The sequence below is a fragment of the Streptomyces sp. MBT65 genome (assembly GCF_016612545.1).
Lineage (GTDB): Bacteria > Actinomycetota > Actinomycetes > Streptomycetales > Streptomycetaceae > Streptomyces.
Genome location: NZ_JAENRY010000392.1, coordinates 1 through 10,176, shown reverse-complemented (window position 1 = coordinate 10,176; position 10,176 = coordinate 1). Strand labels below are relative to the sequence as shown.

Sequence of the window (10,176 nt, the reverse complement as noted above, 5' to 3'; positions counted from 1 at the left end):
GGTGAGGAGGGTGGCGGGGGCGTCGCTCTCGCGGAGGTGCAGGGTGGTGGAAGTAGCGGCTATTTCCAGGCAGTTGGTGTCGGCGTCTCCTCCGGAGTACGACGACTTCTGCCAGCGGAGGACGTCAGGCACGGGGCTCCTTCAAAGTTCCTGGGCGATACGGCGGATGAGGTCGAGCGAAGCTTCCTGCGGGAGGGCTGCCTTGTCGATGATCTCGCTCCGGGTTCGGTAGCGGTTCAGCCGCGCTGTGGCGTCGATGAACTCGGCACCATGGGGCGTGTCGATCTGCACGGTGTCCAGTTGAGGTACGGCGCCGCCAACGTACTGCATGGGAAATCCCGCCCCGGCGAATCCCTCGGCCGCGAACGGGATGACGCGAAGGGTGACCGATTCCCTGCCGGATACCTGAAGAAGATGGTCGAGTTGGGCATGGGCGATCTTGGAGCCCCCCACCCGCATCCGTAGTGCGGCTTCATGGATGATCACGTCGTACGGGGTCCCCGACGTGATGACCTCTCGGCGGCGCATCCGGAACGTGACGCGGGCCTCGCGGTCTTCCTCCGGGAGGTTCGGCTCGACGAACAGTGAGGCTGCGCGTACATGGTCCTCGGTCTGGAGGACTCCCGGGATGTGCACCATCTCGAATACGCGGGCGTACGTCGCGTGATGCTCCAACTCGGCGAGGTCGAACGCCGTAGGCGGCATCACGCCGCGATACTCCTCCCACCAGCCCTTGAACCGGGACACCGCCATCTCCACCAATGCGTCGACGAGTTGGCTGTCGTCGCACTCGTAGAACCCGGCCAGTCCGCGCAGCCGCTGCTCGCTGATTCCGAACCGGCCGGATTCGATGTGGCTGATCTGGGTCTGGTTCACGCCGAGGAAGGCTGCGGCGTCCCGTGACTCGATGCCTGTCGCCTCGCGCAGCTTGCGCAGTTCGGCGCCGAGTCGCCCTTGGCGTGCGGTGGGGTTGGCCCTCGGAGGCATGGCGTTCTCCTCGTTTGTCGTACTTTTCCTGAGCGGTTGCTGCGTATCAGGCTGAGTCGCTATGGTCGCAACGTACCTCACGGAGGGTGCCCAAGTGGTCACCCATCCGCAACTCCCGCACGCCCACCGCCCGTTGGAAGTGCCACCCCGACCATCCACACCGGGGCGCCGGACAGCAACGAGCCCGGGTTCGCGCAAACCCCCCTCACCTCACCGGAGTTGATGCCCCATGCCCTCCTACACCCTCATCTGCCCACCCCTCGACACCTCCCCCCACATCGCCCGCGACTTCGTCGCCACCGTCCTGCGCACGCTGGAGCTGGACCGCGCCCTGGTCGACGACGCGATCCTCTGCACCTCGGAACTCGTCACCAACGCCTGCGTCCACGCGAAGGGCGGTGACGGCACGGTGCTGTGGCTGGCGGTGGAAGAGGGACGGCTACGGGTCGTGGTGTACGACGGCGACGAGAACCCGCCGGTGATAAGGGAGTTGACGCCCGAACCGGGTGAGCGGGGCGGCGGCCGCGGTCTCTTCCTGGTGGACGCCCTCACCGAAGGCCGCTGGGGCCACAGCCCGGACATCCCGTACGGCGGCCAGCCCCACCCGGAGGGCAAGGGGGTGTGGTTCGACCTGCCCGCGGACCTGCCCGCGGACCTGCCCGTACGCCGCCCGGCATCACCATGACCGACCAGCCGTAAGCTCTTCCGAAGCCCGCTGAGCACCCCCATAGGGGTCAGTCGCCGACCTGGTGTTCCACGCGGTGGCGGATGTACTCGTCCGGATGGGACCGGGCTGTCGCCACCGCCACGTCCACCAGGGCGTGCAGTTCCGGCGGATAGGCAGACTTCCGGAGCGACAACCCCGGCAGGACGCAGCGCCGGACGTCCACGTTCTCGTTGCTCACGAACTCGCGCAGAGCGGCCTCGTTCCACTCGGCGACCACGGTCGAGCCGTCATCGGTCTCCGCCTGACCGGTGGCTCTGCCGTTCTCCGCTCGTACTACGGGCATCCGGAGAGGCAGGGCCGACCAGTACCAGGCCCGCGCGGCGCCGGCCCGCTCAAGGTCTGTGCCCGTTCGCAGGTACCCGAGCAGCGCGATGCGGACGCGCCTGTGCCCGAACGCGTTCAGGGCCGGCTCGACGAACCAGCGGTTGAAACTCGGGTCGGGCTCGTGGACGGCTGCCCTGAGCAGTACCTCGAAGGACTCTTCGGAAAGGACGATGCCCCGTCGGCAGGCGCCACGAATCGCCGCCCGGACGACGTGCCCCCAGGTCCGAAGGTCCGCCCGGTCCGTTTCTAATGCGACGCCGAGCCCCAGGCTTCGGACCACGTTCTCCAGGCACGTCTCGTAGACGTCCTCCCGGCGCTCCGTGCGCCCCGGCAGCGCCATGAACCCCTGCACCGGCCTCGCCGGCCGCCCCGCATCCGTTCCGTGCCCGTCAGTGTCCATCCGCGCCCCTTGGGTTGTGCCGTACGCGTGTGATCCGACGTTCATACCAGGATGGCAAGCTTGAAGGATGAGCGATGCCGCCCCGGCGCCCACCCCCGCGCCCACGTCTCGACGACGCGCCCGCGTCCGCGCCCCCCAGCTCACCGGCAAGGGCGGCTGGCTGAACACGGGTGGTGAGGAGTACACCCTCGCCGACCTGCGGGGACGCATCGTCATTCTGGATTTCTGGACCTTCTGCTGTATCAACTGCCTGCATGTTCTGGACGAACTGCGGGAGTTGGAGGAGAAGCACCGGGACACGGTGGTGATCATCGGGGTGCACTCGCCGAAGTTCGTGCACGAGGCGGAGCATCAGGCGGTCGTCGACGCCGTGGAGCGGTACGGGGTGGAGCATCCGGTGCTGGACGACCCGGAGCTGGCGACCTGGAAGCAGTACGCCGTGCGCGCGTGGCCGACGCTCGTCGTGATCGACCCCGAGGGGTACGTCGTCGCGCAGCACGCGGGCGAGGGGCACGCGCACGCCATCGAGCGGCTGGTGGCGGAGCTGGAGACCGAGCACGCGGCGAAGGGGACGCTCCGGCGCGGGGACGGTCCGTATGTGGCCCCGGAGCCCGAGCCCACCGTGCTGCGCTTCCCCGGCAAGGCGATCGCCCTCCCCGGCGGCACCTTCCTGGTCAGCGACACCACCCGGCACCAACTGGTCGAGCTGGCGGCCGACGGGGAGAGCGTCGTACGGCGGATCGGTTCCGGGGCGCGCGGGTTCGGTGACGGTACGGCGGATTCCGCAAGCTTCAACGAGCCACAGGGGCTTGCCCTCGGCGAGGACGGGTCCGTGGTCGTCGCCGACACCGTCAACCACGCGCTGCGCCGACTCGACCTCACCACCGGTGCCGTGACCACCCTCGCGGGCACCGGCCGTCAGTGGATGCAGGGCGAGCCCACCTCCGGCCCCGCCCGCGAGGTCAGCCTCTCCTCCCCCTGGGACGTGGCCTGGTGGCAGGGCAAGGTGTGGATCGCCATGGCCGGTGTGCATCAACTCTGGGCCTACGACCCCGCCGAGGACACCGTCGCCGTCACCGCCGGCACCACCAACGAGGGGCTCGTCGACGGGCCCGGCGCCGAGGCCTGGTTCGCGCAGCCCTCGGGGCTCGCCGCGACCGACGAGAGGCTGTGGCTGGCCGACTCCGAGACGTCCGCCCTGCGCTGGGTGGACCTCGACGGGGCCGTCCACACCGCCGTCGGCACCGGACTCTTCGACTTCGGGCACCGCGACGGAGCGGCCGAACAGTCGCTGCTCCAGCACCCGTTGGGCGTCACCGCGCTCCCGGACGGCTCGGTGGCGATCAGCGACACGTACAACCACGCACTGCGCCGCTACGACCCCGCGACCGGCGAAGTCACCACGCTGGCCACGGACTTGAGGGAGCCGAGCGACGCCGTGCTCGTCGGCGACGACATCCTGGTCGTCGAGTCGGCCCGGCACCGGCTGACCCGGCTGCGGCTGCCGGAGGAGGCGGTGCGGGTCGAGTCCGTGGCCCATCGCACCCAGCGCGCGGCCACCGAAGTCGCCTTGGGAGAAGTGAAGTTGGACGTCATCTTCCAGGCTCCGGCAGGCCAGAAGCTAGACACCCGCTACGGCCCCTCGACCCGCCTCCTCGTCTCGGCCACCCCGCCCGAACTGCTCCTCGCCGGCGAGGGCGCGGGCACGGACCTGAACCGCACCCTCACCCTCAACGAGGCCGTCGCGGAAGGCGTGTTGCACATCTCCGCGATGGCCGCGTCCTGCGACGACGATCCGTCCAACGAATACCCCGCCTGCCATGTCCACCAGCAGGACTGGGGCGTCCCGGTCCGCCTCACCGAGGGCGGGGCGGACCGACTCCCCCTCGTCCTGGCCGGCATGGACGACCGCGACGACCAGCCCGACCAGAACGCCTGAAACGGGGGATCAGCAGCAAAGCAAAGGGCTACCGTCGCCGCGCCCACGGAGCCAGCTTGTACAGCGCCATCCCCGCCGCCACCAGCGTCGTCGCCGCCACCATCATCGCCATGCTGTTCAGCCACAGGCCCGTCGCGGCCAGGGTGGCACCACCGGCACCGGTCGTTCCGGCGCCGACAACTCTTCCGTACATAAACGTTTCTCCTTGCGGACGTGAAGTGATGTGAGGGATGGGCCTAGGTGGCCACCCACCTCTCCTCGCTGCGGCGGACCAGGCCCCACAGGGAGGTGAAGTAGACGGCGTGCTGGAAGAGGTCGTAGAGCATCTCGGGGATCATCAGCGCGGCGACCAGGACCGCGAGGGGGCCGGCGCGGCGGACGGAGACGGTCTTCTCGATCACGAAGATCAGGCCGATCGCGGTCCAGAACGGGGAGAGGCCGGGCCAGCCGTACAGCGTGGTATACGTGGCCATGAAGGTCAGGTAGATCAGGAACGACAGCGCGCCGAAGCCCATCAGGAACTGCTGGAGGAAGTAGCGGGCGGTGACACGTGTCCAGCCGTAGTCGCGGAGGTTCTCCAGGGCGCCGCGCTGCCAGCGCAGGCGCTGGTGCCAGAGTTTGGGGAGGCTGGTCATGACCTCGGTGGTGACCGCGCAGCCCGCCGGGGACATCGCGCGGTAGCCGAGGGTCTTGACCGCCTTGGTCATCTCGTCGTCCTCGGTGAGGGAGGCGAGGCTGTAGTAGCCGTCGCCGCCGCCGATCAGTCCCGAGTGGCGGGCCTCCCGGACCTCGCGCAGGACGCGGGCGCGGAACATCGTGCCGGTGCCGGTGAGGACCTGGGCCTTGCCGCCGGTGCGGTCCAGCTCCCAGGCGTAGCGCTGGAACTCCATGCGCTGGAGCAGGCCGAGGAGTCCGCCGCCCTGCTCGCCGTAGAAGACTCCTCCTACGGCCCCGACCTTGCGGTTGAAGGTGGCCGTCGCGGTCTCGCTGAACCAGGGGTTGAGGATCGTGTCCGCGTCCTGGACGAGGAGGAGGTCGCGCTCGTCGAGGTGGGGCAGGACCCAGTCGATGGCCTGGTTGAGGGCGCCGGCCTTCTTGTGGGTGTTGCCCCGGGTGGCGAAGACGTCCGCGCCGTGCGAGGCGGCGACCTCGGCGGTGTCGTCGGTGCAGTTGTCGGTGACGACGACGATCAGGTCGGGTTTGCGGGTCTGCCGCCACAGGCCCTCGATCGCGGCGCCGATGCGGTCCGCCTCGTTGTGGGCCGGGATCAGGACCACCAGCCGTGGTTCGAGCACGGCAGCGGCCTCCCCCGTGACGATCGTGAGACGGGCCCGGGGCTGCCTCTCCCCGGGCCCTCAACTGCACGAAGTCTTCACGAGGTTCACACAACCGCACAATGCGCCCCGCGTCACGGATTGCTCACGGTTGGCTGTGTATGTCCTGTGCGGGCGATTCGGCCCGAGTGCGGGGTACGCGCCGTATCAGCCGCGGTAGCCGCGCGTCTCGTCGCCCTCGACGACGGTCGTCTGACCCGGTATCACCACGCGCCTGCGCCGGGCCATGCCGGCGAACGTCACGACGCCGATCAGCCCGACGACCATGAGGATCACGCCGACCAGGTCGAGATTGACCCCCTGCATGTGCCAGTCGGTCGCGAACGTGAGGATCGCGCCGACGGCGATGAGGATGATGCATCCGCCCAGGCCCATGAGTGTCGCCTCCCTGTCCTGCCAGATCCGGTCCGGTCGGCCCGGTCCGCCTCCGGGTACCCGGGGAGACAACACCCATGCGCCGAAGGGGAGTTGGCTAACCCTCCAGGAACGCCACCAGCGCGTTGGCCAGCAGGAACGGGTCGCGGTCTCCGCAGAGTTCGCGGGCGCTGTGCATGGAGAGGATCGCCACGCCGATGTCTACGGTCTTGATGCCGTGGCGGGCCGCGGTGATCGGGCCGATCGTCGTGCCGCAGGGCATGGAGTTGTTGGAGACGAAGGTCTGGAAGGGCACGCCCGCCTTCTCGCAGGCGGCGGCGAACACCGCGCGGCCCGAACCGTCCGTGGCGTAGCGGTTGTTGACGTTGACCTTGAGGATCGGGCCGCCGTTGACGCGCGGGTGGTGCGTCGGGTCGTGCCGCTCCGCGTAGTTGGGGTGCACCGCGTGACCTGTGTCGGAGGACAGACAGACGGTCCCGGCGAAGGCACGCGCCCGGTCCTCGTACGAGCCACCGCGCGCGAACACCGAGCGCTCCAGGATCCCGCCGAGCAGCGGCCCGTCCGCGCCGGTGTCGGACTGCGAGCCGTTCTCCTCGTGGTCGAAACCGGCCAGCACGGGGATGTACGGCAGGTTCTCGCGGGCGGCGGCGGAGGCGAGCGCGGCGGCGCCGGCGTGCAGGGACAGCAGGTTGTCCATGCGCGGAGCGGCGACCAGCTCCTGGTCGCGGCCCAGGTAGGCGGGTGCCTCCACGGAGTGGGTCATCAGGTCCCAGCCGGTGACCTCGCCCGGCGCGAGCCCCGACTCCTCCTCCAGGAAGGCGATCAGGTCGCCGTCGCGGACGTCGTCGCCCAGGCCCCAGATCGGCTGGAGGTGCCGCTGCTTGTCCAGCTTGAGCCCGTCCGCCGACACGGAACGGTCCAGGTGGATGGCGAGTTGGGGCACTCTGAGCAGCGGCCGGTCCACGTTCACCAGGCGCGTCGAACCGTCCCGCAGGCTCAGCCGGCCGGCGAGACCGAGGTCCCGGTCGAGCCAGGAGTTCAGCAGCGGCCCGCCGTAGATCTCGACGGCGACCTGGCGCCAGCCGTGCCCGCCGGTGTCGGGGCGCGGCTTGACCCGCAGGTTCGGGGAGTCGGTGTGCGCGCCGATGATGCGGAAGGGGGTGTGCGGGGCCGCGCCCTCGGGGACGTACCAGGCCACGATCGCGCCACCGCGCAGCACGTACTTGCCGCCGGTCGTCCCCTCCCATGCGTCCGTCTCGGCGACCTGCCTGAATCCGGCCTTCTCCAGCCGCTCGGCGGTGTTCGCCACGGCGTGGTACGGCGTGGGGGACGCCGCCAGGAAGGACATCAGATCGTCGGTGTGGCCGCGGTCGAAGCGGGAGGGTGCGCTCATGGGGTTCACCTTAACGACGTACGAGGGCCCGCTCCCGGGGGTGGGAGCGGGCCCTCACAAGGGCGATGTGGGGTTTCGCGAAGCTGTACCGGTGTTGTCCTGGAACGTGTCGGGGAGTCGTCTAGAAGGCTGCCTCGTCCAGTTCCATCAGGTCCAGTTCTACGCCCTCGGCGACCTTGCGGGCCAGGGTCACGCCCGGCAGAACGTTGCCCGCGAAGAACTTCGCGGCCGCGATCTTGCCGGTGTAGAAGGCGCGGTCCTTGGCGGAGGCCGTCTCCAGTTTCTCGACGGCGACCGCGGCACCCTTGAGGAGCAGGTAGCCGACGACGACATCGCCGGAGGCGAGCAGCAGGCGGGTGGTGTTGAGGCCCACCTTGTAGATGTTCTTGACGTCCTGCTCGGTCGCCGCGAGGTCGGTCAGCATCAGGCCGACGATGGCCTCCAGCTCGACGGCCGCCTTGGCGAGGTGCTCGCGGGCGCCGGACAGCTCCTCGCCGCCCGTCCCCAGCGCGAGGAACTTCTTGATGTCCTCGGCGAGGGAGTTGAGGGCCGCGCCCTGGTTGCGGACGATCTTCCGGAAGAAGAAGTCCTGGCCCTGGATCGCGGTGGTGCCCTCGTACAGGGTGTCGATCTTGGCGTCCCGAATGTACTGCTCGATCGGGTACTCCTGGAGGAACCCGGAGCCGCCGAAGGTCTGAAGCGACTGGGCGAGCTGCTCGTAGCCCTTCTCGGAGCCGTAGCCCTTGACGATCGGCAGGAGGAGGTCGTTGAGCGCGTGCTCGGTGGACGCGTCCTCGCCCTCGGCCTCCTTGACGGCGATCGCGTCCTGGACCGAGGCGGTGTACAGCACGAGCGCGCGCATGCCCTCGGCGTACGCCTTCTGCGTGATCAGCGAGCGGCGCACGTCCGGGTGGTGCGTGATGGTGACCTTGGGCGCGGCCTTGTCCATGAACTGCGCGAGGTCGGGACCCTGGACGCGCTCCTTGGCGTACTCGAGGGCGTTGAGGTAGCCGGTGGAGAGCGTCGAGATGGCCTTCGTGCCGACCATCATGCGGGCGAACTCGATGATCCGGAACATCTGGCGGATGCCGTCGTGCTTGTCGCCGATCAGCCAGCCCTTGGCGGGGTGCCGGTCGCCGAAGGTCATCTCGCAGGTGTTGGACGCCTTGAGGCCCATCTTGTGCTCGACGTTCGTGGCGTAGACGCCGTTGCGCTCGCCCAGCTCGCCGGTCTCGACGTCGAAGAGGAACTTCGGCACGAGGAAGAGGGAGAGTCCCTTGGTGCCCGGGCCGTGGCCCTCGGGCCGCGCCAGCACGTAGTGAAGGATGTTCTCCTCCATGTCGTGCTCACCGGAGGTGATGAAGCGCTTGACGCCCTCGATGTGCCAGGACCCGTCGTCCTGCTGGATCGCCTTGGTACGACCGGCACCCACATCCGAACCGGCGTCGGGCTCGGTCAGCACCATGGTGGACCCCCAGGTCCGCTCCACGGCCAGCTGCGCGATCTTCTTCTGTACGTCGTTGCCCTCGTCGTAGAGGATCCCGGCGAAGGCCGGGCCGGAGGAGTACATCCACACGGCCGGGTTCGCACCGAGGATCAGCTCCGCGTACGACCAGATCAGGGAGGGGGGAGCCGTCGTACCGCCGATGGCCTCGGGCAGGCCCAGCCGCCAGTACTCCGACTCCATGAAGGCCTTGTAGCTCTTCTTGAAGGAGGCGGGCACCGGCGCGGTGTTCGTCTCCGGGTCGAAGACCGGCGGGTTGCGGTCGGCGTCGGCGAAGGACTCCGCCAGCTCGTTCTCCGCGAGGCGGGTCAGCTCTTCCAGGACGCTCTTGGCGGTGTCCGTGTCCATCTCCGCGAAGGGACCGGTGCCGTACAGCTTGTCGCGCCCGAGGACCTCGAAGAGGTTGAACTCGATGTCGCGGAGATTCGACTTGTAGTGCCCCATGGCGACGACTCCGTAGAAAGATATGTACGACGAGACTTGTGACGAGACTTGTACTGGACGACGTGTAGCTGGACGACGTGTACTAAGCAGTAGCTACGATGATGCTACCCGTCGGTAATAAGACGCAACCCCAAGCCGTCCATCTGTGACTCAGTACTCTTGCCGTCATGTACGGCTACGACCAGAACGTGGGCGCTCAGCAGGGGTACGTCCCGCCCCAGCAGCAGATGGCCGGTGGCGTGGGCGGCTACGGCCAGCAGCCGCCGCTCTACCCCGAGCCGTCCCCGCCCTCGCTGGCGGACGCGGTACGCGCCTTCACCACCGGGCAGATGGCGGCCGAGGACTTCCAGCAGGTCTTCGCGACGTCCAAGGTGTACTGCCCGCGCGGCGACAACCCGGGCTTCCTCGCGCTCCACAACACCCAGCAGCCGGTGATCCCGATGTTCACCTCGCTGAAGGAACTGCGCCGCTACGCCGGCAAGGAGTCCAAGTACTTCGTGATCACCGGCGCCGAGGTCATCGACCTGCTGCCGACGGGGTACGGCTTCGTCGTCGACATGGAGGGCGAGCACCGGATGGTGTTCGACGCGAAGGCGGTCGAGCAGATGGTGGAGTTCGCGATGCGCCGGATGTACGGATAGGGGTCGATCCACTTCCCGCCCAGTCGCTGAAGTGCGGGGCGCACCCCGGCCGCGCCGGGAACACCGTCGACTTCTCGTCGGATCGCGCCCCGCACTTCAGCGACTGGG

The 10,176-nt window shown here is 68.8% G+C and carries 11 protein-coding genes; 3 read left to right on the top strand and 8 right to left on the bottom strand.

What is annotated here, in order from left to right:
- A partial coding sequence (locus JHN63_RS45990) for a DUF397 domain-containing protein (protein WP_200691092.1) occupies positions 1-132 on the bottom strand: 132 nt, incomplete at its 3' end.
- A gap of 9 nt (positions 133-141) precedes the next feature.
- Positions 142-987: a helix-turn-helix transcriptional regulator gene (locus JHN63_RS45985; protein ID WP_200691091.1), complete on the bottom strand. Its 846-nt coding sequence runs from the start codon at positions 985-987 to the stop codon at positions 142-144.
- A 229-nt stretch (positions 988-1,216) separates the two neighbouring features.
- Between JHN63_RS45985 and JHN63_RS45980 the strand changes: the two genes are divergently transcribed.
- Entirely contained in the window at positions 1,217-1,672 is a 456-nt protein-coding gene (locus tag JHN63_RS45980) for an ATP-binding protein (protein ID WP_200691090.1), read from the top strand.
- A 49-nt stretch (positions 1,673-1,721) separates the two neighbouring features.
- On the opposite strand, the gene JHN63_RS45975 is transcribed toward JHN63_RS45980, so the two are convergent.
- Positions 1,722-2,438: a hypothetical protein gene (locus JHN63_RS45975; RefSeq protein ID WP_234478704.1), complete on the bottom strand. Its 717-nt coding sequence runs from the start codon at positions 2,436-2,438 to the stop codon at positions 1,722-1,724.
- Between the two features lie 67 nt (positions 2,439-2,505).
- Here JHN63_RS45975 and JHN63_RS45970 point away from each other — a divergent pair, with 67 nt between their 5' ends.
- On the top strand, positions 2,506-4,377 hold the full coding sequence (locus JHN63_RS45970) for an NHL domain-containing thioredoxin family protein (RefSeq protein WP_200691089.1): 1,872 nt from the start codon (positions 2,506-2,508) through the stop codon (positions 4,375-4,377).
- A gap of 28 nt (positions 4,378-4,405) precedes the next feature.
- Here the strand turns inward: JHN63_RS45970 and JHN63_RS45965 are convergent, their stop codons facing one another.
- From JHN63_RS45965 to JHN63_RS45945, 5 genes are all read right to left on the bottom strand, one after another.
- Positions 4,406-4,570 (bottom strand): hypothetical protein, encoded by a 165-nt coding sequence (locus JHN63_RS45965; RefSeq protein ID WP_200691088.1) that lies wholly within the window; start codon positions 4,568-4,570, stop codon positions 4,406-4,408.
- 43 nt (positions 4,571-4,613) lie between these two features.
- Positions 4,614-5,672 carry a glycosyltransferase family 2 protein gene (locus JHN63_RS45960; protein ID WP_200691087.1) on the bottom strand — a complete coding sequence of 353 codons (1,059 nt, stop codon included), beginning with the start codon at positions 5,670-5,672 and terminating at the stop codon, positions 4,614-4,616.
- A gap of 186 nt (positions 5,673-5,858) precedes the next feature.
- A complete protein-coding gene (locus JHN63_RS45955; RefSeq protein WP_200691086.1) occupies positions 5,859-6,086 on the bottom strand; it encodes a DUF6458 family protein in 228 nt (75 codons plus the stop codon).
- Positions 6,087-6,183: 97 nt separating this feature from the next.
- Positions 6,184-7,479: a M18 family aminopeptidase gene (locus tag JHN63_RS45950; RefSeq protein ID WP_200691085.1), complete on the bottom strand. Its 1,296-nt coding sequence runs from the start codon at positions 7,477-7,479 to the stop codon at positions 6,184-6,186.
- A gap of 121 nt (positions 7,480-7,600) precedes the next feature.
- A complete protein-coding gene (locus tag JHN63_RS45945) occupies positions 7,601-9,427 on the bottom strand; it encodes an acyl-CoA dehydrogenase (RefSeq protein ID WP_200691084.1) in 1,827 nt (608 codons plus the stop codon).
- A gap of 167 nt (positions 9,428-9,594) precedes the next feature.
- Between JHN63_RS45945 and JHN63_RS45940 the strand changes: the two genes are divergently transcribed.
- Entirely contained in the window at positions 9,595-10,068 is a 474-nt protein-coding gene (locus JHN63_RS45940) for an SseB family protein (RefSeq protein ID WP_019073480.1), read from the top strand.
- The last annotated feature ends 108 nt before the right edge of the window (positions 10,069-10,176 follow it).

Coding starts and splice junctions, on each gene's coding strand:
- JHN63_RS45985 (WP_200691091.1), bottom strand. CDS start 987: ATGCCTCCGAGGGCCAACCCCACCGCACGCCAAGGGCGACTCGGCGCC.
- JHN63_RS45940 (WP_019073480.1), top strand. CDS start 9,595: ATGTACGGCTACGACCAGAACGTGGGCGCTCAGCAGGGGTACGTCCCG.
- JHN63_RS45955 (WP_200691086.1), bottom strand. CDS start 6,086: ATGGGCCTGGGCGGATGCATCATCCTCATCGCCGTCGGCGCGATCCTC.
- JHN63_RS45980 (WP_200691090.1), top strand. CDS start 1,217: ATGCCCTCCTACACCCTCATCTGCCCACCCCTCGACACCTCCCCCCAC.
- JHN63_RS45965 (WP_200691088.1), bottom strand. CDS start 4,570: ATGTACGGAAGAGTTGTCGGCGCCGGAACGACCGGTGCCGGTGGTGCC.
- JHN63_RS45950 (WP_200691085.1), bottom strand. CDS start 7,479: ATGAGCGCACCCTCCCGCTTCGACCGCGGCCACACCGACGATCTGATG.
- JHN63_RS45970 (WP_200691089.1), top strand. CDS start 2,506: ATGAGCGATGCCGCCCCGGCGCCCACCCCCGCGCCCACGTCTCGACGA.
- JHN63_RS45945 (WP_200691084.1), bottom strand. CDS start 9,427: ATGGGGCACTACAAGTCGAATCTCCGCGACATCGAGTTCAACCTCTTC.
- JHN63_RS45975 (WP_234478704.1), bottom strand. CDS start 2,438: ATGGACACTGACGGGCACGGAACGGATGCGGGGCGGCCGGCGAGGCCG.